This window comes from Variovorax sp. GW821-FHT09B01, from assembly GCF_059418345.1.
In genome coordinates this window covers 88,815-113,385 of the sequence record NZ_JBWKPQ010000015.1, presented here as the reverse complement: position 1 = coordinate 113,385, position 24,571 = coordinate 88,815, and the positions used below count along the sequence as shown (strand labels likewise).

Here is a 24,571-nt window from a genome sequence, read left to right as displayed (position 1 = left end):
TCAGCGACCGAGGATGGTGATGGCGGCCACGGCTTCTTCAATTCCGAACAGGCCCCCACCGTTTTCTGCGATGGCAAGGCGGGCCCCTTGCACCTGGCGAGCCCCCGCTTCGCCGCGCAACTGCACGACCAGTTCATGCAACTGACCCAGCCCGGTGGCGCCGATCGGGTGCCCCTTGGACTCCAGACCACCCGAGGTGTTGATCGGGATGCGGCCGCCAATCGTGGTGTCACCGCGCTCGGCGAGTGGCCCGCCTTCGCCGAACGCACAGAAGCCAAGGTTTTCACTCTGCACGATTTCGCCGATGGCGGTGGCATCGTGGACCTCGGCCAGCGAAATGTCTTGCGGGCCAACGGCTGCGAGTTCGTAGGCTTGTTTGGCAGCCTTGACGGTGATGTGTTGATCCAGGTCTTCAGAGCGGCGGGTGCTGCCAGTGGCAATGACCGATGCCAGCACCTTGATGGCGCGCTCACGCTTTGCCATGCGCGCCAATGCTGCCTCGGAACACACGACGACCGCGGCAGCGCCGTCGCTGATGGGTGCGCACATCGGCAGCGTCAACGGGTAGGTGATGGGGGGCGCGGCCAGTACCTCGTCAATGGTGTATGCATTGCGGTATTGCGCCAGCGGGTTGTGCACCGAATGGCCATGATTCTTGGCCGACACGGCGGCAATTTGTCGCTGCGTGGTGCCGAACTCGCGCATGTGAAAGCGACCAAAGGCGGCGTAAATGTCCATGAACAGGCTGTAGGGCGCCTTGGACATGGACCCTTCCGGCGGCTCAATACCGTGCCCCATTTGAAGCAGCCTGCGTTTATTCTCCTCGACCGTGGCCACGTCCCAGGCACCGTCGAAGACGCTGAACATTTTGGCTTTGTCGGCGCAGAACATTTTCTCGGCACCAATGGCCAGCGCGATCTCGCCTGCCCCCGAGCGCACGTACTGCACCGCCAGGTTGAAAGCCGAGCTGGCACTGGCGCAGGCGTTCTCAATGTTGAAAATCGGGATGGACTCGAAGCCCATCGAACGCAACACAACCTGGCCACGGATCATGGTCTGGCCTTCGAGTGCGCCCTGTGTTGCGTTGGAAAAGTATGCCGACTGGATTTCGCTGATGGACAGTCCGGCATCGGCCAGCGCGGCGTTCACGGCAGCGGCGGTCAGTTGCTTGATATCGCGGTCAAGAAACTTGCCGGTCGGCGTCATGCCGACGCCGACTATGTAAACGGCGGCTTGCGGGTTGGTCATGGTAATGCGTCCATTCAGAAGAAGCGGTGTGAAATCAGTAGCCCTTGAAATCGGGTGTGCGCTTGCCGACGAAAGCCGCGAGGCCCTCTTGTATGTCGTGCGAATGGCGGTGCGCGTCGAGCACCAGGCGCTCCAGCCGCAGTGCCGAAGCCTGTGGCTGCTCCAGCCCATCGGCCACGACCTGTTTCATGCGGCGCAGCACCAACGGGCTCTTGCTGGCGATACGCAAGGCGATTTTTTCGACCTCGGACGCCAGCTCGGCATCCGGCACCACGCGGTTCACCAGGCCAAGCGGAACCAGTTCGCGCGCGGGCATGGTGTCGCCGGTGAACAGCAGGTATTTGGCGGCGGTGGCGCCGATGCGCCGTGGCAGGATCGCCGCGCCGCCCGCGCCCGGAAACACGCCGAAGTTGGCATGCGCATCGCCGATGCGGGCACTTTCGGCGGCGACGATGAGGTCGCAGGCCATGGCCAATTCCAGCCCGCCGGCCATCGTCAGGCCGTTCAGCGCGGCGATGGTGGGTTTGGGGCAAACGCGCAGCCGATCCATCATGCCGCCGACAAGATCGAGAAACTCGCCCATCGGGTCGCTTGGGCCGGGGTCGCCAGCGCTGCTCTCGAACACACCTTTGAGGTCGGCGCCTGCGCAGAAGGCTCGGCCCGCACCGGTCAGCACGATGACGCGGATGGCCGGGTCACGCTCGCAACGCTCGGTCGCATTGCGCAATTCGGCGCACATTGACTCCGACAGGGCATTCATCGCATCGGGCCGGTTCAGCGTGATCCACGCCACGGCGCCACGTTGCTCAAAGCGGATGGTCAACGAGGGTTGCATCTTCAAGGCCTGCTTGTTTGTGTGGTGGTCAGCTGCGCTTGCCATGCGGGTTTGGGGAATCAACCGCGCAGCAGCTCTTCGGCGATGATCATCTTGCGCACCTCGGATGTGCCTGCACCGATTTCGAGGATCTTGATGCAACGGAACAGCCGGTTGATCTCGGACTCCCAGATGTAGCCGCTACCGCCATGCACTTGTACGGCCTTGTTGAGCACCCGGTTGCAGGCTTCGCCAGCGTAGAGGATGGACGCTGCGGTGAGCTTGTGCACATCGCCGCGGCCTCCGCCGCCCACCTCCAGATCATTGACCTCGGCCAGGGTGCGCCAGACCAGGGTTTTCATGGCTTCGATCTCGGTGTACATCTCGGCCAGCATGGCCTGCACCATCTGGAAGCTGCCGATGGGTTTGCCGAACTGCACGCGCGTCCTGGCGTACTCGACGCTCAATTCGAGCGCACGTTCGCAGATGCCCACGCACAAGCCAGCCACCAGCGCGCGCTCCAGATCGAGCCCGCTCATGACGATTTTGACGCCTTCGTTTTCCTTGCCCACCAGGTTGGCTGCCGGCACGCGGCAGTTGTCGAACACCAGCTCGCCGGTCTGGCTGCCGCGAAAACCCATCTTGATGAGCTTTTGAGCCACCTTGAAGCCGGGAAAATTCTTCTCGACGATGAAGGCCGAAATGCCCTTGGCACCCAACTCCGGCGCGGTCTTGGCGTAAACCAGCAGCACGTCGGCCACCGGGCCGTTGGTGATGTAGATCTTGGTGCCGTTGAGGATGTAGTGGTCGCCCTCGCGGCGCGCGCTAGTGCGCATCGCGCCCAGCGCATCCGAGCCGGCGCCGGGTTCGGTCAGGCCGAGCGCGCCGATTTTTGTGCCGTTGCACAGATCGGGCAGGTATTGGCGGCGCTGCGCCTCGTTGGCGTTGCGGTAGATGTTGTTGACGCACAGGTTGTCGTGCGCCGCCCAGGACAAGGCGATGGCGGGGTTCCAGCGCGCAAAGGCCTGGCAGATCAGGCCCGAGCTGAACAGGTCCATGCCCGCGCCACCATGCTCGGCAGGCACGGTGGCCCCCATGAAGCCAGCCGCTCCAATTCTCTGAAAGATATCAGATGGCCACCACTCCTCGTCGTCCATGCGGCGCGCGAGTGGCACGAATTCCTTGCGCGCGAACTTGTCGGCGGCTTCGAGCACGGCACGGTCGTCGGCGGAGAGGGCAAAACTGCGAGGCGTGGACATAAAGGATGCCTATCAATGCGTGGGCTGCGGGCAAGGTGTCACGGCGCGCGCCCAAGCTGCGGGGACGAGGTCTCTTTGGGTTTGCGCGAATTTAATGAGGGATTGCCAAACTGTCAAGCGTTAGGTAGGATTCGTTGCAGGCGCTCACCTGAAGTGCCAGAGATCTGGAGACTTCGGCCATGGGAGGCGGAATCAGTGCGGATTCATTGGCGGGGGCCGACCTGTTGCTCAAGCAGGTGGTCACCCGTGCCGCATTCACCCGTGACACCTATCGGATCACGCCGCTCGCGGCGCGACCCTTCATCAGTGACAAACGACGCTTCGACCTAAGGAAACAGCCTTGACCCACGAACGCGGGATGAACCTGCTGCGCCGCCAAAACGTGGGCGACAACTTGCGCCGCGCGGTGAAGGCAACCGGAGAAAAACATACGGTCATCTTCGAGTTCTGTCGTGGCCGCCTGCCCGGCTTCGAGGCGCCGAAGCGGATTCACTTCCGAAGCTCGCTGCCAATCAGTGCGGCCAACAAGATCCTCAAGAAGGACCTCAAAACCGAGTATGCCAACGCGGACAAGGGCGGCTGAGGCCGTCGGCCTCCCGGTGTCCGAGTCCAAAACGTTTCGATCGAAACATTTCAACCCAAGGAGTCAGTGCGATGAACCAGAAAGTTATTGTTGCCGGTGCGGGCATGATCCCGTTCACCAAACCGGGCGCCAGCGAGCCCTATCACGTGATGGGAGAAAAGGCGGTGCGCCAGGCCATGGCCGATGCCCGCGTCGAATACCCCATGATCCAGCAAGCCTATGTGGGCTATGTGTATGGCGATTCCACCTGCGGCCAGCGGGCGCTCTACCCGGTGGGCATGAGTGGCATCCCCATCGTCAACGTCAACAACAATTGCTCCACCGGCTCGTCGGCGCTGTTCCTGGCGCGCCAGGCGGTCGAAAGCGGTGCCGCCGAGTGCGTGCTGGCCCTGGGCTTCGAGCAGATGGCCGCCGGAGCCATCAAGGCCCAGTTCGAGGACCGGCCGACACCGTTCGAGGAGTTTGACCGGGCCACCGCCGAGCTTGTGGGTCATCCGGAAATCCCGCTGGCCATTCGCTACTTCGGCGGTGCCGGCAAGGCGCACATGGACAAGTACGGCACCCAACTGGCGACCTTTGCCAGCATTCGCGCCAAGGCCAGCCGCCATGCCGCCAACAACCCGCTGGCGCTGTTTCGCAAGGAGGTCTCGGTCGATGACGTGATGAACGCACCGATGCTGTGGGAGGGCGTGATGACCCGCCTGATGGCTTGCCCGCCGACCTGCGGCGCCGCTGCTGCGGTGATTTGCTCCGAAGCCTTCGCCAAAAAGCATGGGCTCGACACCCGCGTGTCGATTACCGCCCAGGCAATGACGACCGATTTCCCCAGCACCTTCGAGTCGCACGACATGATGCGCGTGGTCGGCTTCGACATGGCGCGCGATGCGGCGCAAAAGGTCTACAAGCAGGCCGGCATCGGGCCGCAGGACGTGAACGTGGTTGAGCTGCACGACTGCTTCGCGCAGAACGAACTGATCACCTACGAGGCGTTGGGCCTGTGCCCGGAGGGCGGCGCGGAGAAGTTCGTGCTCGATGGCGACAACACCTATGGCGGCAAGGTGGTGACCAACCCGTCGGGCGGCCTGTTGTCGAAAGGTCATCCGCTGGGCGCTACCGGCCTGGCGCAATGTTTCGAGCTGACCCATCAACTGCGCGGCACGGCGGAGCAACGCCAGGTCAAGGGTGCGCGTGTGGCCTTGCAGCACAACCTCGGGCTGGGCGGCGCTTGCGTCGTCACGCTTTACCAAGCCGGCTGAGCGCAGGCGCAGCAAACCAGAAGCTGGAGTCCCATGATTGACAAGCAATTCATCGGTTACGAGGTGCCGCCCACGCTGTGGGATGTGGAGAAGGGGCGCATCCGCTTTTTCGCCGAGGTGATCGGTGCCACCGACCCGATCTACTTCGACGCGAGCGCCGCCCAGGCCGCTGGCTACCGCAACGTCGTGGCACCACCGACCTTCATCTTTGGCGCCGAGAGCGATTCGGGGGTGTTGATGACGTTGCTCGACACGCTCAAGATCGACTTGCGCAAGGTCTTGCACGGCGAGCAACGCATTGACTACCACGCCCCGGTGTGCGCTGGCGACACGCTGCGCTTCCAGACCCGCGTCACCGACATCTACGACAAGAAGGGCGGCGCGCTCGAGTTTGTCGTCAACGACACGAAAGTCACCAATCAGCTCGGCGAGCCTGTCTCTGACCTGCATTCGGTGGTCGTCGTGCGCCACGCCTGAAGGACTATTCATGAACACTCAAGTAAAAATCCTGGATGTTGGTGACGAAATGCCTGTACTGGAATTGCCACCGATCAGCCGCACCACACTGGCACTGTTCGCCGGTGCGTCGGGTGACCACAACCCGATCCACATCGACATCGACTTCGCCCGCAGCGCGGGTATGAAGGATGTGTTCGCGCAGGGTATGTTGTCGATGGCCTACCTCGGGCGTGCGCTCACCGAATGGGTGCCGCAGCGCCAGCTCCTCAGCTATGGCGTTCGCTTCGCGGCCATGACCCACCTCGGCGACCGCATACGCTGCACGGGCAAGGTGCTTGAAAAGATTGAGCATGCAGGTCGGCCCTGCGTGCGCGTTCAAATCAGCGCGGCGAAGGCGACAGGCGAAATCACGCTGGCCGGCGAGGCACTGGTTGCCTTGAACTGAGGCCTCCGTTTGGCGGCCCGACTTTTTATTTATTTCCTTTTAATCACAAGCAAGGACACACCATGAAAACACTTGAAGGCAAAGTTGCCATCGTCTCCGGATCGGGTCGCGGCATCGGCCGCGCCATCGCCATGAAACTCGCCCGCGAAGGCGCCAAGGTGGTCGTCAATGACCTGGACGCCGGCCCGGCCGAGCAGACCGTGGCCGACATCAAGGCCGCTGGCGGCATGGCGCTGGCTTGTGCCGGCAGCGTCACTGCCGACGGCTTCGCTGAAAAGTTCGTCAAGACCGCGATCGACGGCTTCGGCGGCCTGGACATCATCATCAACAACGCCGGCTACACCTGGGACAACGTGGTTCAGAAGATGACGGACGAGCAATGGAACGCGATCATCGACGTGCATCTGACCGCGCCGTTCAAGATTTTGCGCGCTGCTTCGGAGTTCATCCGCGTCGCCTCGCGCAAGGAAGCCGAAGCGGGGCAGGAGGTGTTTCGCAAGGTGGTCAACATTTCGTCCATCGCCGGCACCGGTGGCAACGCCGGTCAGGCCAACTACTCGGCGGGCAAGGCCGGCATCATTGGTCTGACCAAGGCGCTGTCCAAGGAGTGGGGTCGCTACAAGGTGAACGTCAACGCCGTTGCTTTTGGCATGATCAAGACGCGGCTGACCGAGGCACCAGCCAGTGGCGATGCCTCCATCGACGTCGAGGGTCGCAAGATCAAGGTCGGCGTCAACCCCGAGCTGCTGGAAATGATGGAGCGCACCATTCCGTTGGGTCGCGGCGGCACGCCCGAGGAGGCAGCCGGGTCGGTCTACCTGCTGTGCATTCCCGAGTCGAACTACGTCAGCGGACAGACGCTGATCTGCGGCGGCGGCATCTCGATCTAAAGCGCAAGCCGAACGCAGAAAGGCCCACGATGGACATCGATTTCAGCCCGGAAGACATGGCGTTCCAGCAAGAGGTTCGCACCTGGTTCAAAGCCCACACACCGTCCGATCTCAAGCGCAAGGCCGTCACCGGAGAGATGCTGCAGAAGAACGACATCGTTCAATGGCAGCGCCGACTCGATGGCCAGGGCTGGCTGGTCACCGGCTGGCCCAAGGAGCATGGAGGGCCGGGCTGGACGCCGACGCAGCGCTACATTTTCGACCTGGAGCGCGCGGCGGCCAGCGCGCCGGTGGGGCTGTCGATGGGCGTCATCATGCTCGGACCGGTGCTGATTGCCTTCGGCACGCCAGAGCAAAAGGCGCAGTACCTGCCGCGCATCCGCCGCTGCGAGGACTGGTGGTGCCAGGGCTATTCCGAGCCCGGCGCCGGCTCCGACCTGGCCAGCCTGAAGACCACGGCCGTGGCCGATGGCGATGATTACGTCATCAACGGCTCCAAGATCTGGACCACCTACGCGCACTGGGCCACGCACATGTTCTGCCTGGTGCGCACCGCCAACAGCGGCAAAAAGCAAGAGGGCATTTCCTTCCTGTTGATCGAGATGGACCGCCCCGGCATCGATGTCAAACCTATTGTATCGATCGACGGCGAACACCACCTGAACCAGGTTTTTCTGACCGATGTGCGCGTGCCCAAGAGTAATCTGGTGGGTCGCGAAGGTCAGGGCTGGGACATTGCCAAGTACCTGCTCACACACGAGCGCACCAGCATTGCCGGCGTGGCCGACTGCAAGGCGCACCTGTCCAACCTGCGCGTGGCCGCCGCCGAGCGCCGCTCGGGTGGCCAACCGCTGATGGAGGACGCGGCGATGCGGCTCAAGCTGGCGCGCGCCGAGATCGAACTGATGGCGCTCGAATACACCAACTTCCGCGTGCTGGCCGCCACCGCCTCGGGCAAGGCGCCGGGGCCGGAATCCTCGCTGCTCAAGACCATGGGCACTGCGGTGCAACAGACCTTGGCCGAGTTGGGCGTCGAGATCGCCGCCGAGCAAGCCTGGCCCTGGCATGACGGCGGCGAGTTTGGCAGCGGACGCCATGCCCATGCAATGCCGCACTACTGTTTCTCGCGCGCTGCCACGATTTACGGCGGCAGCGACGAGGTGCAAAAGAATGTATTGGCCAAGATGCTGCTGGCCGGCGGCACGCGCTAAGGATCGTCATGAACTTTGATCTCTCCGAAGAACAAAAGATGCTGCGCGACGCGGCACAGAAATTTCTGCGCACCGAATACCGTTTCGATGCCCGCAACCAGATCGTTGCGTCAGCGTCCGGCATGAGCCGGGAGCACTGGCAGCGATTCGGCGAATTCGGCTGGCTTGGGCTCGGGCTGCCCGAGGCGCATGGCGGCTTTGGCGGCGTAGTCGAGTTGATCCAGATCGCCGAGGCGATGGGGGCTGCGCTGGTGGTCGAGCCCTACCTGGCCAGCACGGTGCTGGGCGCGCAGGCGCTGACGCGCGCGGGCAGTGCTGCGCAGCAGGCGGCCTGGCTGCCCGGGCTCGCGTCCGGCCAGCGGATACTCGCATTGGCGCACGGCGAGGCCGATGCCCGTCATGAACTCAGCTATGTGATCACGCGTGCCACGGCCAAGGACGGTGGCTGGCTGCTGTCGGGTCGCAAGAGCGGCGTGCTGGGCGCCCCTTGGGCCGATGGCTTCGTGGTCGTCGCCAGAACCTCGGGCGCAGCGGACGAGCGCCAGGGCATCAGCCTGTTTCTAGTGAGTGCCAAAACGCCGGGCGTGCAGGTGGCGGGCTACCGGTCCTACGACGGCAGTCGCGCCGGTGATCTGATACTGGAACAGGTCGTGCTCGGGGCCGACGCACTGCTGGGCACGGAAGGCGAGGGCCTGGGGCTGCTTGAGCACCTGGTTGATCTTGGCATTGTTGCCGCCTGCGCCGACGCCCTGGGTGCCATGGGCGCGCTGTTGCGCAAAACTGGCGAATACGTCAGCACGCGCAAACAATTTGACGTGCCGATTGCCAGCTTCCAGGTCATCCAGCACCGGCTGGTCGACATGTTCGCCGCGGTCGAGGCCAGCCGCTCCCTGGTGCTGATGGCGGCCCTGCATGCCGATCATGCTGATGCGGCCACCCGCTCGCGTGCCGTGTCGGCGGCCAAGTCGGCCATCGGCGAACGCGCACGGTATGTGGCGCAGCAAGCGGTGCAGCTGCACGGCGGCGTGGGCATGACCGATGAGCTGGACATCGGCCATTACTTTCGCCGCCTCACGCTCTTTTGCAACCTGTTGGGCAGCACCGACCACCACCTGCAGCGCTTTGCGGCGCTGCGTGCGGAGGCCTGATCGCCTGATGACCGACCCACACTGAGCCACTTTAGGGGCTGCCAAAATGAGCTTGATGACATCCACCGCCGCGCCGAACTCGCCCGCGTTCCAGCGCAACCGTGAAGCCTACGAGGCGCGCATTGTTGATCTGCATGAACGCCGCACGCGTGCCCTGGTCGGCGGCCCCGAAAAGGCGCGCCTGCTGCACAAGAAGCGCAAGCAATTGCTGCCGCGCGAGCGCCTGGCTGCCGTACTCGACCCCGGCTCGCCCTTCCTCGAGTTCGGGCAGCTTGCCGGCGACGGCCTGTACGAGGGCGTGCCGCCGGGCGGCAGCATCATCACCGGCGTGGGGCTGGTGTGCGGGCGCGCCTGCATGCTGATGATCCACGATGCCACGGTCAAGGGCGGCACCTACTACGGCATCACCGCTAAAAAGCATGTGCGGGCCCAGATGTTCGCCTGGCAGCACCGGCTGCCGTGCATCACCATGGTCCAGTCGGGCGGCGCCAACCTGCCGGAGCAGGCGCATATTTTCCCCGACGACGGCCAGTTCGGCTCCATTTTCTACAACCAGATCCGCATGTCGGCCGAGGGCATCACCCAGATCGCGACCGTGCACGGGCCGTCTACCGCCGGCGGCGCCTATCTCCCGGCGCTGTGCGACGAAGCGGTGATCGTGCGCAACCAGGGTGCGATGTTCCTCGCCGGGCCCGAGCTGGTGTACGCCGCCACCAAGGAAGAGGTTGACATTGAAACCCTGGGCGGCGGCGAGATGCACAGCCGCATCAGCGGCGTCACTGACCACCTGGCCGAGAACGATGGCCATGCCATCGCCATCGTGCGCGGCATCGTGGCCAACCTCGGTACCGCAGCCAAGCAGCGCTGGGACGTGGTGCCGCCGCTGCCGCCGCGCCATGACCCGCGCGAGATCTACGGCATTGTCAGCGCCGACAACCGGCATCCGACCGACAACCGCGAAGTGCTGCTGCGGTTGATCGACGACAGTGACCTGCAGGAGTTCAAACCCCTGTACGGCGACACCATGATCTGCGGCTTTGCTCGCATCAAGGGCTTTCAGATCGGCATTCTAGCCAACAACGGCGTGATCTTCTCCGAGAGCGCGCTCAAGGGCGCGCACTTCATTGAGTTGTGCTGCCAGCGCGACATTCCGCTGCTGTTCATGGCCGATGTGTCGGGCTTCATGGTCGGCAAAGCCGTGGAGCAGCAGGGCATTGCCAAGCACGGCGCCAAGTTCATGACGGCCATGGCCTCGGCCAACGTGCCGCGCTACACGCTGATCACCGGAGGCTCGTACGCGGCGGCCTACCTGGCGATGTGCGGGCGCCCGTTCAAGCCCAACGTGATGATGATGTGGCCTACCGGCCGCGCCGCGCTGATGGGCCCAGAGCAGGCCGCCACCACCCTGGGCCTGGTGCGCGAGAACATCCACCGGCGCGAGGGCACTAGCTGGAGCGACGAAGAACGCGAGCAATTCAAGCAACCGATACGCGAGCAGTTCGAGAGCTTTTCCAGTCCCTACAACTACGCCTCCAACCTGTGGTGCGACATGGTGATTGACCCGCTGGAAACACGCGACACCATGGCTTTGCTGCTGGAGCTGGCGGGCCGCGTGCCGGCGCGCGACACGCACTTCGGCGTGTTCCGCATGTAATCCTTTGGCCCACCGAATTGAACATGCTCGACGCCATTCTCTCCGGTTGCCGCGTGCTCGACCTGACCCAAAACGTGGCCGGCCCGTTTTGTACCCAGACCCTCGGCGACCTCGGCGCCGAGGTTATCAAGATCGAACGCCCCGGCAGCGGCGACGATGCGCGCCAGTGGAAACCGCCCGAAGTGGCCGGCGTCTCGACCGGCTTCGCGGCGCTGAACCGCAACAAGAAGAGCGTCTGCATCGACCTCGACAGCGCGGCCGGCCAGCAGCTGGTTGCGCGCCTGGCGGCCGGTACCGACGTGCTGGTGCATTCGCTCAAGCCCGGCAGCGCCGAAGCGCGCGGCCTCGGCGACGAACACCTGCGACCGACCAATCCTCGCCTCGTGTACTGCGCGATCAGCGCCTTCGGCGAGGTCGGCCCGATGCGCGCGCTGCCCGGCTACGACCCGCTGATGCAGGCCTTCACCGGCATCATGAGCGTCAGCGGCCACGAAGGTGACGAGCCGGCGCGCGTCGGCGTGTCGCTCATCGACATGGGCACCGGCATGTGGGCCACGATGGCCATCCTGGCCGCGCTGCTGCGCCGCGCCACCACGGGCGAAGGCATGCGCGTGCACGCCAGCCTGCTCGAGACCGGGCTGTCGTGGATGACGGTGCCGGTGGCGAACTACCTGGCCACCCAGCGCCTACCGCGCAAGATGGGTTCGGCCATGGCGATGATGGCGCCCTACGAGCTCTTCGACAGTGCCGACGGCAAGGTCTTCATCGCCGCGGCCAACGACCGGCTGTTCGGCCGCATCTGCAGCGCGCTGGCTTGCCCAGAGCTGGCGCAGGACCCGCGCTTCATCGACATGTCGGCGCGCATCGGCCACCGCGAGGCGCTGCACGACGCGCTGGAAGCGCGCACCCGGCAGCGCAGCACCGCCGACTGCGTGGCGGCGCTGCGCGCGGCCGGTGCGCCCTGCAGCGAGATGCACGACGTGGCCCAGATGCTGGCGCACGAACAGGTGCAAGCGATCGGCATGCTGGGCGCGCTGCCGCTGCCGGGCGCACCGCAACACCAGACGATGGGCCTGCCCATCAGTTCGCAGGGCCGTCGCGGGCGCACCGGCCCGCCGCCGCCAGTGCTGGGCGGGAACACCGACGAGGTGTTGACGGCACTGGGCCTGCATGCCGATGAACTGGCGGCGCTGCGACAGCAACGCGTCGTCGATTGAATGACAAGGCCGACATCCCCATGAACTTCGACTACACCGAGACCCAGGGCCAGATCCGCGCCGCCGTCAAGGAGTTGTGCAAGGGCTTCGGCCCCGAATACTGGCGCCAGTGCGCGCAGGACGGCGCCTATCCGGAAGCCTTCGTCGACGCGATGGCCAATGCCGGCTGGCTGGCTGCGCTGATTCCCGAGGAATACGGCGGTGCCGGGTTGCCGCTGCTCGACGCCTGCCTGATCCTGCAGGAGATCAACCAGAACGGCGGCAGCGCGGTGCACTGCCATGCGCAGATGTACACGATGGCGTCAATCATGCGCCACGGCTCCGAGGCACAGAAGCGCCGCACGCTGCCGCGCATCGCTGACGGCAGCCTGCGGCTGCAGGCCTTCGGCGTGACCGAGCCCGACGCTGGCTCCAACACGCTGGCGATCAAGACCTTCGCGCGCAAGGTGCCGGGCGGCTACGTCGTCAATGGCCAGAAGATCTGGACCTCGCGCTACAGCCACTCGCACATGTATCTGCTGATCGCGCGCACCACGCCGATCGACGCGGTGAAGAAGAAGACCGATGGCCTGAGCCTGTTCCTGATCGACATCAAGAAGGCGGGCGCGTCGCTCAAGGCCACGCCGATCCGCACGATGATCAATCACCACACCTTCCAGGTCTTCATCGACAACCTCGAACTGAGCGACGACGACCGCATCGGCGAGGAAGGCAAGGGCTTTTACTACCTGCTGGATTCGCTGCATTCCGAGCGGCTGCTGGTGGCCAGCGAGGCCATCGGCGACGGCCACTGGTTCGTCGGCAAGGCCGCGCGCTACGGCAGCGAGCGTGTCGTCTTCGACCGCCCGATCGGCGCCAACCAGGGCGTGCAGTTTCCGATCGCGCGCGCCCACATGAACATCGAGGCCGCCGAACTGATGCGCAACAAAGCCGCGACGCTGTTCGACGCCGGCCTGCCCTGCGGGCGCGAGGCGACCATGGTCAAGTACCTGGCCAGCGAAGCCGCCTGGGAGGCAGCCGAGGCGGCCATGACCACCTTCGGCGGCTATGGCGTGGCCTGCGAGTACGACATCGAGCGCAAATGGAAAGAGAGCCGGCTGTTCCGCACCGCGCCGATCTCCAACAACCTGGTGCTGGCGCAGGTGGCCGAGCATCTGCTGGGTATGCCCCGCTCTTACTGATGGCCCAGATGCACCACGAAACCCTGCTGATCCACCCCGCGCCGGGCACCGCAACGGAGGACGGCATCCGCTGCCTGGTGCTCAACCGCCCCGAGGTGATGAACGCGATGAACACGCAGATGTTCGTCGACCTGCGCAACGCCCTGCACGAACTGGCCTTCGACGACGGCCTGCGTGTGCTGATCATCACCGGCGCCGGTGAACGAGCTTTCTCGGCCGGCGGCGACCTCAAGCAGCGCGACGGCATGACCGACGGTCAATGGCGGCGCCAACACCAGCTCGCCGAAGAGGTGTTGCTGGCGGTCAAGGATTTCCCGCAACCGGTGATCGCCGCCGTCGAAGGCCACGCACATGGCGGCGGCTGCGAACTGGCGTTGATGTGTGACTACATCGTCGCTTCGCGCGCTGCGGTATTTTCGCTGCCCGAGCTGCGGCGCGGCATCATGCCCGGCGGCGGGGGTATCCAGAACCTCGTGCGCGCCATCGGTGCGCGGCGCGCCAAGAAGTTGCTGTTCACCGCGCGCCGCTTCTCGGCCGAAGAAGCCGCCGAATGGGGCATGGTCACCGACCTGGCCGAGCCGGGTACGGCGCTGGCCGCCGCAGTCGCCGACGCGCGCGACATCGTGCTGGCCGCACCGATGGCCACCCACTACGCCAAACTCGCCGCCTCGCGCGGCGGCGAGATTGACTTCCACAGCGGCTACATGCTCGACATCGCCGCCTACAACGTGCTGGTGTCCTCGGCCGACAGGCTGGAGGGCGTGAAGGCCTTCAATGAAAAGCGCCCACCGCGCTGGAGCGGACTCTGACATGTTCAAAAAAATCCTGATCGCCAACCGCGGCGAAATCGCCTGCCGCATTGCACACACCTGCCGACGCCTCGGTATTGCAGTGGCCGGTGTGCATTCGAGTGCTGATCGCGATGCGCTGCACGTTGACCTGATCGGCGAGTCGATCGAAATCGGTGGGGCAACGCCAGCCGAGAGCTACCTGCGCATCGATGCGGTGATCGATGCGGCCCGGCGGACCGGGTCGCAGGCCATTCATCCTGGTTTTGGCTTTCTGGCCGAAAACGCGGTCTTCGCGCGCACGGTCGAGGCAGCCGGCCTCGTCTTCGTCGGCCCGACGCCCGAGGTCATTGAGCGCCTGGGCGACAAGGCGTCGGCCAAGCGCGAGGCCCGCGCCGCTGGCGTGGCCGTGCTCGGCGGCAGCGAGCTGCCCAGCCGCGACGCGGCTGAAGTGGCGGCCACCGTACGCGGCCTGCCACTGCCGGTGATTCTGAAAGCGGCCGCCGGTGGCGGCGGCAAGGGCATGCGGGTGGTGCAGCAATTGGACGGGCTGATGGAGGCCATCGAGTCGGCCATGCGCGAAGCCAAAAGTTCCTTTGGCGACGCGGCGTTGATCGTCGAAGCCTTTGTCGAGCGCGGGCGCCACATCGAGGTGCAGATCGTTGGCGATGGCCATGGCGAAGTGATTCACCTGTTCGAGCGCGAATGCACGCTGCAGCGGCGTCATCAGAAAGTCATCGAAGAGGCGCCAGCGGTGAATCTCGCCCCGGCGCTGCGCGAGGCGATGCTCGGTGACGCGGTGCGCCTGGGGCAGCGACTGCGCTATCGCGGTGTCGGCACGGTGGAATTCATCGTGCAGGGCGACCGTCACCATTTTCTCGAAGTCAACCCGCGGCTGCAAGTTGAGCATCCGGTGACCGAGGAGGTGACCGGGCTGGATGTGGTCGAGATCATGCTGCGCATTGCCGCCGGCGAGGGCTTGCCCTTGCGTCAGAGCGAAGTGCAGGTGCGCGGCCACGCGATTGAGGCGCGAGTCTGCGCTGAAGACGCAGCGCAAAATTTCCTGCCATCCACCGGCGAACTGATCGCGGTGCGGTTCCCGACTTCGGGTGTGCGGGTTGAATCGGGGGTGCGGGCCGGCATGGTGGTCACGCCCTACTACGAATCGATGCTGGCCAAGCTGATCGTTCATGCGCCCACGCGCGAGGCTGCGCTGGACCGTCTGAGTGGGGCGCTGGGCGAAACCCAGGTGCACGGCGTCGAAACCAATTGCGCTTTTCTGCAGCGTCTGCTGGCCCTGCCTGCAACGCGGGACGCCAGCTTCCACACCCGTCTGATTGACGAGGTGCTGGCAGAGGGGGGTCAGGGCACGGGTAGCGCGCCGCTGGAGCGGCTGGCTGCAGCGGCGGCTTGGTGGTTGCTCGATGCGCGGCACAGCAGCAAGCCATTCGGAGCCTGGTCGGCCTTGGACGTGACGGGTTGGCAGATGCACGCTGGCGACGATCGGCTCACGCCGGTTCCGGCGCTGTTGCTGCGCTCAGGAGGAACAACACACGAAGCCCGGTTCGGCGCCGTCTCGCCCGAGTCCGAAGTAACGGTGCAAATCGGCACCGAACGGGTTCGCCTGGCGCTGACCGCCAGCGCCGGGAGCGATTGGCGTTTGCGCATAGGGGATTGTCATGAGGTACTGACCATCGTGCGCAGCGACGATACCGTGTTTGTGCAGAGCGGCGGCACCGCCCACGCCATCGGCGTGACCTCCTACCTCAGCCAGGTCGCCACTGGCCGCCAGGCCAGCGGACAGTTGCGCACGCCGATGATGGGAATGATCCTGAAGACCCATGTGGAGGTTGGCGTGCGGGTACGTGCCGGCGACGTGGTGGCGACGATGGAGTCGATGAAGATGGAGATGCGCATCAACGCCGATCACGATGGCGTGGTGCGCTCGCTGTCGGTGCAGCCCGGGCAGATGGTCGAGCGCGGCCTGGTGGTGGCCGTGGTTGAGTCCGAGGGCGCCGCGGAATGAGCGGCAGCAAATCCAGCATGCGCGCCCCTCTTTGCAAACCTGGTGTTATCCACTGCTCAAAATGACGTGCCCGAGACGGCCCATGACCGGCATCCAACTTCCGAACGGTATTCAGGTTTTTGAGCGCGGCTGGCTGTCCTCGAACAATATTTTGTTCATCGGAGCACAGTCCAGCGCACTCGTTGACAGTGGCTACAGCACGCACGCGGAACTAACGACCGGGCTGGTCAGCGCCGCTTTGCAGCAGGGTCCGCTGGACTTGCTGCTCAACACGCATCTACACAGCGACCACTGCGGCGGCAATGCCGTCCTCCAGGGCAATTACCCAGAACTTCAAACCCTCATTCCGCCAGGCCATGCATCACTTGTCTCGTCATGGGACCCCGTCGCCCTGAACTATGTGCCATCCGGGCAACACTGCCCCCGGTTCAAGTTCGATGGTCTTCTTTTACCTGGCACGGAAATTCAGCTGGCCGACACGGCGTGGCAAATTCATGCGGCGCCGGGCCACGATCCCCATTCAGTCATTCTGTTTGAGCCGCAGTCCCAAACCCTGATCTCGGCAGATGCCTTGTGGGAAAAAGGCTTCGGCGTGGTGTTTCCGGAGCTTGAGGGCGACGCCGCATTCGACGAAGTGGCCGCCACCTTCGACCTGATCGAGCGGCTTGACCCGTGCTGGGTCATTCCTGGCCACGGCCCGGTATTCCGCTACCGCGCCGAGGTGCTGGCCTACGCGCGCGCGCGCCTCAACGCCTTTGTCAAGAGCCCTGACCGACATGCGCACCACGCAGTCAAGGTGTTGCTGAAGTTCAAATTGCTGGATCAGCAGCAACTGCCTTTTGCCGATTTTGTCGACTGGGCCGCCAACACCCGCTACTTCCAGCTCATTCACCAGAGGTTTGTTCCTTCTGTTCCCATCGACCGCTGGATGGAGCAGTTGACGCAAGAGCTTGTGCGTTCAGCAGCCGCACGAAGAGAAGGTGACATGGTCTACAACGCGTGAAATCGGTCACGGAGTGAATCATGCGACGAAGGCGCTGACGAATCAGCGTTCGTATGTGCAGAGCAAGCAATTTTTTTAATAGGAGATCAGGATATGAGTGAAGCAGAAACGGTTTTGTACGAAGTGCGCGATGGCATTGCCACCGTGGAGATCAACCGCCCCGAGATGCGTAACGCGCTGTCACCGGCCGCCGCCAACCGGCTGCACGATCTGTGGGGTGAAGTCGATGCCGACAAAAACGTACGCGTGGCAATCCTGACTTCTGCCGACTGCGGCACCTTCTGCGCCGGGCTCGACCTGCGTGAGGCTTCGCGTGTCAAGAAGGAAGAAGGCGTGGACATCCTGACCAAGATGAAGGACCCGTTCCATGGCCGCCAGCGCCGTGTGGCCAAGCCCATCATCGCGGCCATGACCGGGCACCTGATTGCCGGCGGCATGATGCTGAGCCTGAACTCGGATTTGCGCGTCGGCCTCAAGGGCACGCAGGTCGGCATCACCGAAACCCGCATCGCCGGGCGCGGTAGCCCGTGGGCCATTCCCCTGCTGTGGATGCTGCCGCAGCCGCTGCTGATGGAGATGGTGCTGACCGGCGACCTGTATCCGATCGAAACCTTTCATGGGCTCGGTTTCATCAACTACCTGGAAGACACGCCGGATGCCGTGCGCGCTCGCGCCACCGCATTGGCCGAACGCATCCGCGACAACGCGCCGCTGTCGGTGATGGCGGGCAAGGAATCGATCATGACGGCGATGAGCGCCGGCTGCGAGGCCGGTATGGCGCTGGCCCACAACATCTACCGTGCCGCTTACGCCAGCGAGGACGCGCAGGAAGGTCCGCGTGCCTTCGCCGAGAAGCGCAAGCCGGTGTGGAAGGGGCGTTGATGTCGCTCCGTGGAGATGCCATGTCCAGCCTGGCCCCTCTGCTGGAGAACAACCGTGCCTGGTCGGCGCGCTGCGCTGCGGAAGATCCGCAGTACTTTGAGCGGCTGGCGCACCAGCAGATGCCGCGCTACCTGTGGATCGGCTGTTCCGACAGCCGGGTGCCGGCCAACGAAATTCTGGGCCTGCGGCCTGGCGAGGTGTTCGTGCACCGCAACGTCGGCAACCTGGTGGTGCACTCCGATCTGAACTGCCTGACGGTTCTGCAGTATGCGGTCGAGGTGTTGAAGGTCGAGCATGTTCTCGTGGTGGGCCACTACGGCTGCGGCGGCGTGCAGGCGGTGATAGAACAGCGCCGCACCGGTCTGGCCGAGAACTGGCTGCGCCATCTGGAGGACGTGGCGCGCAAACACGCTGATCGGTTCGACGGCATTACCAGCGTTGACGAGCGCGCAGCGCGGCTTTGCGAGATGAACGTGATCGAGCAGGTCAGCAACGTGTGCCGCACCACCATCCTGCGCCGCGCCTGGGAGTGCGGGCAGCAAGTCGAGGTGCACGGGTTGGTCTACGGCCTGCGCGACGGCTTGCTGCGGCCGGTCGGGGGCAGCGTCAACCGCGGTCAGGACCAGCAGAAGCAATACGCCCAGTCTCTTGCTGCGCTTGGCACACTCTGAGTGATACGAAGAATCTATCCGTAAATTATGTTGACACTCAAAGGCACCTTGCGAAACGCGATGATCGCCGCCGCGAGATGGTTGAGTGCGAGGAAGCTGCGCTCGAGCTTCTCGTAGCGCACGAGCAGTTTTCGGAAACGGTTGAACCAGCTATGGCAAACCTCAACAACCCAGCGCCTGGCCTTCTTCTCCGGGGTGCGCCTCTTGATTGCTGCCTCCGTTCGGCGACTGACGACGTGAGGGATGTAGCCGTGGCCTTCGATGGTGCGCAGATGCTCGGCACCACGGTAGCCTGCGTCGGCGCAAAGGTGTTTGTTTCGCCTGTGGGGTGGATTCTTGCGTTTGATGACAACGGCGCTGAGCACCGCATCAAGCCTCTTGCAGTCGTGGACGTTGGCCCCGCTCACGACGAGCAACAACGGGACGCCACGGCCGTCCACCAGCAGGTGGCGTTTGCTTCCCTTTTTTCCCCCGGTCCGTCGGGTTCGGGCCGACAGCTTCTTGTGCCAAGGGTGCCTTCATCATCGCGCCATCGACGCTTTGCCATCGCCACGCGATGCCTTGCATGTCGTCGTATTCCGCCAAACCGGCTTTCCAGACGGCTTCAAAGAAGCCCGCCTTCTCCCATTCGAGAAAGCGTTTGTGGATGGCGCTGGCGCTGCCAAAGCGCTCAGCGGGCAGCGCCTTCCACTGGCAGCCTGTGCGCAGCACAAACACGATGGCCTCGAACACTTGGCGTGCCGGCTTGGCCGGTCGACCTGCTCCAGGCTTGCGAACGTACTGCTTGTCCGGCACCAGCGCACGTTGAGGGATCAGCGGTTCAACACGCTGCCAGAACTCGTCCGTTACCAACCAGGAATCAACTCGTTTGCTCAACGCATCACTCCGACACCGCGTTCGATACGGTTCGGATTGATATTTTACCTATTTACGGATAAGTTCGAAGAATACAAGTAAGGTTATTCCACATGCCAGCCGACACGACAACCCTCCCTGCCCCCAGCATCGCCGCCCAACTGGCCGCCTTCGCGCACGGCCTGACGCCAGACATGCTGCCCGCAGCCGTGGTCGAACAGGCCAAGCTGCTGATGCTCGACGCACTGGGCATCGCCTTGGCTTCGTCCCAGCACGACTTCGCGCACTGCGCTTACCGCGGCTTGCACGCCCTGGGCGGTGCGGGTGACAGCGCCGTCATGGGTGCCTTTGCCCCCCTGCCGCTGCGCGATGCGGTGCTGATGAATGGCATCCTGGTCCACGGGCTGGATTTCGACGACACCCACCCCGGCGCGATCACCCACCCCAGCGCCAGCGCCTTTCCGCTGGCGCTGGGTCTGGCGGCGCAGCGGCATGCCAGCGGGGCCGAGATGATCATGACCTATGTGCTGGCGATCGAGGTGGCGGCACGTCTGGGTGCAGCGGCCCAGGGACGCTTCCACGACGTGGGCTTTCACCCGACTGGCCTGGTGGGGGCTTTTGGGTGCGCACTGGCGGCCGGCAAGCTGATGGGACTGGATCAGGCGGGCCTTGAGCACGCGCAAGGCGTGGTGCTGTCGATGGCATCAGGCAGCATGGAATTTCTGAGCGACGGCGCCTGGACCAAGCGCATGCACTCGGGCTGGGCCGGTGTCAGCGGGCTGACCGCCACGGCGTTGGCCGGTGCCGGATTCCGCGGCCCGTCGCAGCCCTATGAAGGCCGCTTTGGTCTGTACGCCAGTCACCTGGCCGCGCGCGGCCTAAACGCCGATTTGTCCTTGTGCGCGCGCGGCCTGGGCGAGCGCTGGGAACTGATGGATGTGGCGGTCAAGTTGTATCCAACCTGCCACTTCACGCACGCCAGCATCGATGCCGCGCTGGCGCTGCGCGCGGCCGGTCTGCGCACTGACGAGATCGCTTCGGTACAGGTGCTGCTGCCGCAAGGGGTGCACCCGGTGGTGTGCGAGCCGGTGGCGGCCAAGCGGCGACCGGCCAACGTCTATGAATCGCAGTTCAGCATTCACCATCTGGTCGCGCTGGCCCTGCTGCGCGGCGAGCTGGGGCTGGCCGAACTGGATGCCGCCAACCTGAGCGACCCGCAGGTGCAGGCGCTGGCTGACCGCATCGAACACGCGGCCGACCCCGATGCCGATTACCCCACCTTCTTTTCCGGCGAGCTGCGCGTGCGCACGCACGATGGGCGCGAGCTGCGCCACCGCGAGGCCGCGCACCGCGGCGCGCCGGGGCGCCCCATCACGGCCGCTGACATCGAAGCCAAATTCATGGGCAATGCGCTACTGACCTTGCCGCGCGAGCAGGCGCTACGCCTGCTCGACGCGCTGCTGACAGCCGACCGCGCCCCAGATGCCGCCGTCCTGGCGCAGACCCTGACCCATTCCAACACTTCCGGAACCCTCTGATGACGACCAGCCAGTCCGTGGCCTTTGATGCCGAAAAAGAAAATATGGTGCTCGACGCCGTCGAACGCTTTGTGGACCGCGAGATCAAGCCGGTGGCGCAGCGGCTCGAGCATGCCGACGAATGGCCGGCCGACATTGTGGCCGGCATGCGCGAGATGGGCCTGTTCGGCTGCATCATCCGCGAGGAGTACGGCGGCCTGGGGCTGTCGGCCAGCACCTATTCCAAGGTGGTGGAGCGCATCGCGCGGGTCTGGATGTCGGTGTCGGGCATCATCAACTCGCACCTCATAATGGCCGCCTGTGTGCAGCGCAACGGCACCGTGGCGCAGCGCCAGCATTTTTTGCCGCGCTTTGCCAGCGGCGAACTGAGCGGCGGGTTGGCGCTGACCGAGCCCGATTGCGGCACCGACTTGCAGGCGGTGCGCACGGTGGCGCGCCGCGACGGCGACCATTACGTTATCAACGGCACCAAGACCTGGATATCCAACGGCATCCATGGCCAGGTCTTTGCCGTGCTGGTCAAGACCGACCCCGAAGCGCAACCGCGCCATCGCGGCATGAGCCTGTTCATCTGCGAGAAGGGCCCGGGCTTCACGTCCACCAAGAAGCTGGAAAAGCTCGGCTACAAGGGCATCGACAGCGCCGAGCTGGTGTTCGACAACTTTCGCGTGCCGGCCGCCAACTTGGTCGGTGGCGTGGAGGGACAGGGTTTCAAGCACGTGATGGGCGGACTGGAACTTGGGCGCATCAATGTGGCTGCGCGCGGCGTGGGTGTGGCGCGCGCCTGCCTGGAGGAGTCGGTAGCCTATGCCCAACTGCGTCGCACCTTCGGCAAGCCGATCTGCGACCACCAGGCGATCCAACTCAAGCTGGCCGACATGGCCACCCGGGCGGAGGCGGCGCGTCTGCTGGTTGAACAGGCCGCGCGGGCTTATGACGCCGGCCAGCGTTGCGACATGGAAGCCGGCATGGCCAAGCTGTTCGCCAGCGAGGCGGCGGTCGAGAACTCGATGGAGGCCTTGCGCATCCACGGGGCTTATGGCTACTCGAAGGAAATGAATGTCGAGCGCTACTACCGCGATGCGCCGCTGCTGTGCATCGGCGAGGGCACCAACGAATTGCAGCGCCTGATCATTTCCGCCCAGCTGGTGGAGCGCAGCCCGATCTGATGTATCGCCTGGGGCGGCGCCTCAACTCGGCGGTGAATGAACCCCTCGGAGGAAAATTTCTTGAACAACCTGCTGTCCGCTTTCCGGTTCGCCGCCCTGCCCGCCAGGACGAATTCATTTCGCGCCGAGGTGAAGGCCTTTCTCCAATCCAGTTTTGAGCCAATGCCCGCCGACATCCGGGCCCGTTCATGGATGGGTTTCAATGCCGCTTTCAGCAAGAAGCTGGCCGCACGGGGCTGGGTCGGCGTGACCTTGCCGGCGCAATACGGTGGCGCCAGCCTGGACGCCTTCTCGCGCTTCGTGCTGGTGGAAGAACTGCTGGCCGCCGGCGCCCCGGTTTCCGCGCACTGGATCGCCGACCGCCAGAGCGGGCCCTTGATCCTCAAGTTCGGCACGGAGGCGCAACGCCAGTTCTACCTGCCGAAAATCTGCGCCGCCGAGGCGTTTTTCTGCATCGGCATGAGTGAGCCCAATGCCGGCTCCGACCTCGCCAGCGTCGGCACGCGGGCCACGCGCTGCCAAATTGACGGTTCAAGCGGCTGGCGGCTGAACGGCCGCAAGATATGGACCACCAACGCGCAGCACTGCCACTACATGATCGCGCTGGTGCGCTCGTCGGGCGAGCCGCAGGACCGGCAAAAAGGCTTGTCGCAGTTCATTGTCGATCTGGCATTGCCCGGCGTGACGGTGCGCCCGATCCGTGACCTGGCGGGTGATGCACATTTTTCCGAAGTGTTCTTCGACAACGTGCTGCTGACCGACGACGCGTTGATCGGCCATGAAGGCAGCGGCTGGGCGCAAGTCAATGCCGAACTGGCCTTCGAGCGCAGCGGCCCGGAGCGGGTGTACTCCAGCATCGTGCTGCTGGAGCACTGGATCACCTGCCTGCGCAAGACACCGGCGGTCTCGGTCCATGCCGCCACCATCGGGCGTTTCGCCACGCACCTGGCCACGCTGCGCAACATGTCGATCGCCGTCACGGCCAAGCTCGTCAACGGGGACAGCCCGTTGGTCGAAGCGGCCCTGGTCAAGGACATTGGCACCGAATTCGAGCAGAGCATTCCCTCTGTGATCGAAGCCGCCCTCGCCATGGACCCGGACGCCCTGGTCGATGCCGAGTTGTACCGCGCCGTGGCTTATGTGAGCCAGATGGCGCCCACCTATTCCCTGCGCGGCGGCACGCGCGAGATCCTGCGCGGCATGATCGCGCGCGGTCTGGGTCTGCGCTGAAAAAGAAAGCATTCCATGTTTGCACAAGCGATTGAAGATATCCTCCAGGACCAGTGCACGCCCGCCGTGGTGCGCGCGATTGAAGCGGGCGGCTCGCCGCTTAAGCTGTGGCAGGCGCTGCAAGGTGCCGGCTTCCTCGAACTGCTGGCGTCCGAGGACGCTGGCGGTGCCGGCCTCCCGCTGGCCGATCTGTTCCCGATACTGTGCAGCTTCGGCCGCTACACGGTGCCGGTGCCGGTGGCGCAGACGATTGTGGCGCGAGCGCTGCTGGGGTCGCAGTTTGCGATGCCCAGCGGCATGATTACGCTGGGCGCTGCGTTGCGGCGCGAGGCCGGTGGCGCTATCGTGTGCTCTTTCACACCTTACGGCATGCTGGCGGATTTCGTGCTGGCCCAAGATGGTGATGCCTTGTTGCTGCTGCACTGCGCAGCGGCGCAGCGTGAAGCAAGCGGCGTGCACGGGAGCCTGACGGCCACCCTGCGCTGGTCCGATGCGCGCGTCGCGACGCACGTGCCCGGCGCTGGCCCGCTGCTGCCGACGTTCGCGGCGGCCTTGCACGCCGCCGTGCTCAGCGGGGCCATGACCCGTGTGTTCGAAATGACACTGAAACACTGCAATGACCGCATCCAGTTCGGCAAAACCCTGGGCAAGTTCCAGGCGGTGCAGCACCAGTTGAGCGTCATGGCCGAACATGTGGCTGCTGCCTCGATGGCAGCCGAAGCGGCCTTCCACACCGACGCTGCGGCACCGTCCCTGCTCGCCGCAGCGATGGCCAAGTCCCGCACCAGTGAGGCGGCGGTTCTGGTCGCCTCCATCGCGCATGCACTGCACGGCGCTATCGGTATTGCGGAAGAATACGACCTGCAATTGCTGACCCGGCGCCTGCACGAGTGGCGCATGGCGCATGGCTCGGAGGCGCACTGGAATGTGTTGATCGGCCAGCGCGTGCTTTCTGCCGATGTGTCCATCGTTGATTTTGTGCGGTCTGTTTAGCCGCCGCTTTTGTGCCCACGATCAGCGGCGAAGTGATCGACACCCGGGGCT

23 protein-coding genes are annotated in these 24,571 nt (G+C 64.6%); 19 read left to right on the top strand and 4 right to left on the bottom strand.

The annotated features are described in order from the left end of the window. Genes AC07RV_RS31270 through AC07RV_RS31260 form a run of 3 tightly spaced genes read right to left on the bottom strand, consistent with a single transcriptional unit; the run spans position 1 to position 3,321 of the window. The gene (locus tag AC07RV_RS31270; protein WP_204734842.1) at positions 1-1,248 is read right to left on the bottom strand and encodes a thiolase family protein; all 1,248 of its coding nucleotides are present in this window, start codon (positions 1,246-1,248) and stop codon (positions 1-3) included. 34 nt (positions 1,249-1,282) lie between these two features. Beyond that, on the bottom strand, positions 1,283-2,083 hold the full coding sequence (locus tag AC07RV_RS31265) for an enoyl-CoA hydratase/isomerase family protein (protein WP_164868399.1): 801 nt from the start codon (positions 2,081-2,083) through the stop codon (positions 1,283-1,285). A 59-nt stretch (positions 2,084-2,142) separates the two neighbouring features. Then, positions 2,143-3,321, bottom strand: a complete 1,179-nt coding sequence (locus AC07RV_RS31260; protein WP_204734808.1) for an acyl-CoA dehydrogenase family protein — start codon at positions 3,319-3,321, stop codon at positions 2,143-2,145. A gap of 340 nt (positions 3,322-3,661) precedes the next feature. On the opposite strand from AC07RV_RS31260, the gene AC07RV_RS31255 reads away from it, so the two are divergent. From AC07RV_RS31255 to can, 15 genes are all read left to right on the top strand, one after another. Beyond that, entirely contained in the window at positions 3,662-3,904 is a 243-nt protein-coding gene (locus tag AC07RV_RS31255) for a hypothetical protein (protein ID WP_008905422.1), read from the top strand. Between the two features lie 71 nt (positions 3,905-3,975). Continuing rightward, entirely contained in the window at positions 3,976-5,160 is a 1,185-nt protein-coding gene (locus AC07RV_RS31250; protein ID WP_492714924.1) for a lipid-transfer protein, read from the top strand. A 33-nt stretch (positions 5,161-5,193) separates the two neighbouring features. Then, complete coding sequence (locus AC07RV_RS31245; RefSeq protein ID WP_492714922.1) at positions 5,194-5,637, top strand: MaoC family dehydratase N-terminal domain-containing protein; 444 nt, start codon at positions 5,194-5,196, stop codon at positions 5,635-5,637. Positions 5,638-5,647: 10 nt separating this feature from the next. Then, positions 5,648-6,064 (top strand): MaoC family dehydratase, encoded by a 417-nt coding sequence (locus AC07RV_RS31240; RefSeq protein WP_204734810.1) that lies wholly within the window; start codon positions 5,648-5,650, stop codon positions 6,062-6,064. 62 nt (positions 6,065-6,126) lie between these two features. After that, complete coding sequence (locus AC07RV_RS31235) at positions 6,127-6,954, top strand: SDR family NAD(P)-dependent oxidoreductase (protein ID WP_008905418.1); 828 nt, start codon at positions 6,127-6,129, stop codon at positions 6,952-6,954. A gap of 29 nt (positions 6,955-6,983) precedes the next feature. Continuing rightward, a complete protein-coding gene (locus tag AC07RV_RS31230; RefSeq protein ID WP_008905417.1) occupies positions 6,984-8,165 on the top strand; it encodes an acyl-CoA dehydrogenase family protein in 1,182 nt (393 codons plus the stop codon). 8 nt (positions 8,166-8,173) lie between these two features. Continuing rightward, positions 8,174-9,313 (top strand): acyl-CoA dehydrogenase family protein, encoded by a 1,140-nt coding sequence (locus tag AC07RV_RS31225; protein ID WP_008905416.1) that lies wholly within the window; start codon positions 8,174-8,176, stop codon positions 9,311-9,313. A gap of 46 nt (positions 9,314-9,359) precedes the next feature. Next, positions 9,360-10,967 (top strand): carboxyl transferase domain-containing protein, encoded by a 1,608-nt coding sequence (locus AC07RV_RS31220; protein ID WP_204734813.1) that lies wholly within the window; start codon positions 9,360-9,362, stop codon positions 10,965-10,967. Positions 10,968-10,990: 23 nt separating this feature from the next. Beyond that, positions 10,991-12,184, top strand: a complete 1,194-nt coding sequence (locus AC07RV_RS31215; RefSeq protein WP_492714918.1) for a CaiB/BaiF CoA transferase family protein — start codon at positions 10,991-10,993, stop codon at positions 12,182-12,184. Positions 12,185-12,204: 20 nt separating this feature from the next. Further along, positions 12,205-13,365: an acyl-CoA dehydrogenase family protein gene (locus AC07RV_RS31210; RefSeq protein WP_204734815.1), complete on the top strand. Its 1,161-nt coding sequence runs from the start codon at positions 12,205-12,207 to the stop codon at positions 13,363-13,365. After that, a complete protein-coding gene (locus AC07RV_RS31205) occupies positions 13,266-14,174 on the top strand; it encodes an enoyl-CoA hydratase/isomerase family protein (RefSeq protein WP_492714916.1) in 909 nt (302 codons plus the stop codon). The genes AC07RV_RS31210 and AC07RV_RS31205 overlap by 100 nt, the downstream gene beginning before the upstream one ends. Before the next feature lies 1 nt (position 14,175). Beyond that, on the top strand, positions 14,176-16,179 hold the full coding sequence (locus AC07RV_RS31200) for an acetyl/propionyl/methylcrotonyl-CoA carboxylase subunit alpha (RefSeq protein WP_204734816.1): 2,004 nt from the start codon (positions 14,176-14,178) through the stop codon (positions 16,177-16,179). Between the two features lie 82 nt (positions 16,180-16,261). Beyond that, complete coding sequence (locus tag AC07RV_RS31195) at positions 16,262-17,182, top strand: MBL fold metallo-hydrolase (RefSeq protein ID WP_008905410.1); 921 nt, start codon at positions 16,262-16,264, stop codon at positions 17,180-17,182. 93 nt (positions 17,183-17,275) lie between these two features. Further along, positions 17,276-18,064, top strand: coding sequence for an enoyl-CoA hydratase/isomerase family protein (locus AC07RV_RS31190; protein WP_182118897.1), 789 nt, complete (start codon positions 17,276-17,278; stop codon positions 18,062-18,064). A 20-nt stretch (positions 18,065-18,084) separates the two neighbouring features. Beyond that, a complete protein-coding gene (can, locus tag AC07RV_RS31185; RefSeq protein ID WP_182118896.1) occupies positions 18,085-18,735 on the top strand; it encodes a carbonate dehydratase in 651 nt (216 codons plus the stop codon). A 14-nt stretch (positions 18,736-18,749) separates the two neighbouring features. Here can and AC07RV_RS31180 read toward each other — a convergent pair. Further along, positions 18,750-19,611 (bottom strand): IS5 family transposase gene (locus AC07RV_RS31180; protein WP_444760056.1). Its coding sequence is split into 2 segments (ribosomal slippage): positions 18,750-19,197 and positions 19,196-19,611, totalling 864 coding nucleotides; the frame shifts between segments, so codons are not numbered across the junction. Positions 19,612-19,703: 92 nt separating this feature from the next. Here AC07RV_RS31180 and AC07RV_RS31175 point away from each other — a divergent pair. Genes AC07RV_RS31175 through AC07RV_RS31160 form a run of 4 tightly spaced genes read left to right on the top strand, consistent with a single transcriptional unit; the run spans position 19,704 to position 24,520 of the window. Continuing rightward, positions 19,704-21,128 carry an MmgE/PrpD family protein gene (locus AC07RV_RS31175; RefSeq protein WP_008905407.1) on the top strand — a complete coding sequence of 475 codons (1,425 nt, stop codon included), beginning with the start codon at positions 19,704-19,706 and terminating at the stop codon, positions 21,126-21,128. After that, entirely contained in the window at positions 21,128-22,297 is a 1,170-nt protein-coding gene (locus tag AC07RV_RS31170) for an acyl-CoA dehydrogenase family protein (RefSeq protein ID WP_204734818.1), read from the top strand. The genes AC07RV_RS31175 and AC07RV_RS31170 overlap by 1 nt, the downstream gene beginning before the upstream one ends. A gap of 60 nt (positions 22,298-22,357) precedes the next feature. Then, positions 22,358-23,527, top strand: coding sequence for an acyl-CoA dehydrogenase family protein (locus AC07RV_RS31165; protein ID WP_182118894.1), 1,170 nt, complete (start codon positions 22,358-22,360; stop codon positions 23,525-23,527). Positions 23,528-23,542: 15 nt separating this feature from the next. Further along, positions 23,543-24,520 (top strand): acyl-CoA dehydrogenase family protein, encoded by a 978-nt coding sequence (locus AC07RV_RS31160; protein ID WP_008905404.1) that lies wholly within the window; start codon positions 23,543-23,545, stop codon positions 24,518-24,520. Positions 24,521-24,571: the final 51 nt, after the last annotated feature.

Bases quoted from the DNA above. Each gene is read 5' to 3' on its own strand.
- AC07RV_RS31270 (WP_204734842.1), bottom strand. From the start codon at position 1,248: ATGACCAACCCGCAAGCCGCCGTTTACATAGTCGGCGTCGGCATGACG.
- AC07RV_RS31265 (WP_164868399.1), bottom strand. From the start codon at position 2,083: ATGCAACCCTCGTTGACCATCCGCTTTGAGCAACGTGGCGCCGTGGCG.
- AC07RV_RS31260 (WP_204734808.1), bottom strand. From the start codon at position 3,321: ATGTCCACGCCTCGCAGTTTTGCCCTCTCCGCCGACGACCGTGCCGTG.
- AC07RV_RS31250 (WP_492714924.1), top strand. From the start codon at position 3,976: ATGAACCAGAAAGTTATTGTTGCCGGTGCGGGCATGATCCCGTTCACC.
- AC07RV_RS31245 (WP_492714922.1), top strand. From the start codon at position 5,194: ATGATTGACAAGCAATTCATCGGTTACGAGGTGCCGCCCACGCTGTGG.
- AC07RV_RS31240 (WP_204734810.1), top strand. From the start codon at position 5,648: ATGAACACTCAAGTAAAAATCCTGGATGTTGGTGACGAAATGCCTGTA.
- AC07RV_RS31235 (WP_008905418.1), top strand. From the start codon at position 6,127: ATGAAAACACTTGAAGGCAAAGTTGCCATCGTCTCCGGATCGGGTCGC.
- AC07RV_RS31230 (WP_008905417.1), top strand. From the start codon at position 6,984: ATGGACATCGATTTCAGCCCGGAAGACATGGCGTTCCAGCAAGAGGTT.
- AC07RV_RS31225 (WP_008905416.1), top strand. From the start codon at position 8,174: ATGAACTTTGATCTCTCCGAAGAACAAAAGATGCTGCGCGACGCGGCA.
- AC07RV_RS31220 (WP_204734813.1), top strand. From the start codon at position 9,360: ATGAGCTTGATGACATCCACCGCCGCGCCGAACTCGCCCGCGTTCCAG.
- AC07RV_RS31215 (WP_492714918.1), top strand. From the start codon at position 10,991: ATGCTCGACGCCATTCTCTCCGGTTGCCGCGTGCTCGACCTGACCCAA.
- AC07RV_RS31210 (WP_204734815.1), top strand. From the start codon at position 12,205: ATGAACTTCGACTACACCGAGACCCAGGGCCAGATCCGCGCCGCCGTC.
- AC07RV_RS31205 (WP_492714916.1), top strand. From the start codon at position 13,266: ATGGAAAGAGAGCCGGCTGTTCCGCACCGCGCCGATCTCCAACAACCT.
- AC07RV_RS31200 (WP_204734816.1), top strand. From the start codon at position 14,176: ATGTTCAAAAAAATCCTGATCGCCAACCGCGGCGAAATCGCCTGCCGC.
- AC07RV_RS31195 (WP_008905410.1), top strand. From the start codon at position 16,262: ATGACCGGCATCCAACTTCCGAACGGTATTCAGGTTTTTGAGCGCGGC.
- AC07RV_RS31190 (WP_182118897.1), top strand. From the start codon at position 17,276: ATGAGTGAAGCAGAAACGGTTTTGTACGAAGTGCGCGATGGCATTGCC.
- can (WP_182118896.1), top strand. From the start codon at position 18,085: ATGTCCAGCCTGGCCCCTCTGCTGGAGAACAACCGTGCCTGGTCGGCG.
- AC07RV_RS31175 (WP_008905407.1), top strand. From the start codon at position 19,704: ATGCCAGCCGACACGACAACCCTCCCTGCCCCCAGCATCGCCGCCCAA.
- AC07RV_RS31170 (WP_204734818.1), top strand. From the start codon at position 21,128: ATGACGACCAGCCAGTCCGTGGCCTTTGATGCCGAAAAAGAAAATATG.
- AC07RV_RS31160 (WP_008905404.1), top strand. From the start codon at position 23,543: ATGTTTGCACAAGCGATTGAAGATATCCTCCAGGACCAGTGCACGCCC.